Origin of the sequence: Sphingobacterium haloxyli (genome assembly GCF_002980525.1) — a bacterium.
GTDB lineage: Bacteria > Bacteroidota > Bacteroidia > Sphingobacteriales > Sphingobacteriaceae > Sphingobacterium > Sphingobacterium haloxyli.
In genome coordinates, this window is sequence record NZ_PVBQ01000063.1 from 1 (window position 1) to 318 (window position 318).

Genomic DNA, 318 nt, shown 5'->3' on the forward strand with positions numbered 1-318 from the left:
TGTAGTCAGCTCCTGTAGGGGGCACCAGCACATTTCCGCCGGTGTCCACGATGACATAAAGTGGCTGGGAGTTGCTGTTGAACACGGACGCCTGAAAATCGCTGTTCTTCTTTCCGATGGTATTTATTTTTTTGCCGGAATATTCCGAGACGTACTGTTCCTGTTTGGCCAGCTCCGTCCTGTCGTCCACGAACAGTTCCACCATCACGAACTCCTCGCGGAGCAGTGCCGCCACCCTCGGGTCTGTCCACACATTGGCCTCCATCTTGCGGCAGTTGACACAGTTCCAGCCTGTGAAGTCGATGAGTACCGGCCTGC

The 318-nt window shown here is 55.0% G+C and carries 1 pseudogene; it reads right to left on the reverse strand.

What is annotated here, in order from left to right:
• Window positions 1-265 (reverse strand): annotated as a pseudogene (locus C5745_RS20690) (hypothetical protein); the annotation flags it as partial.
• Window positions 266-318: the final 53 nt, after the last annotated feature.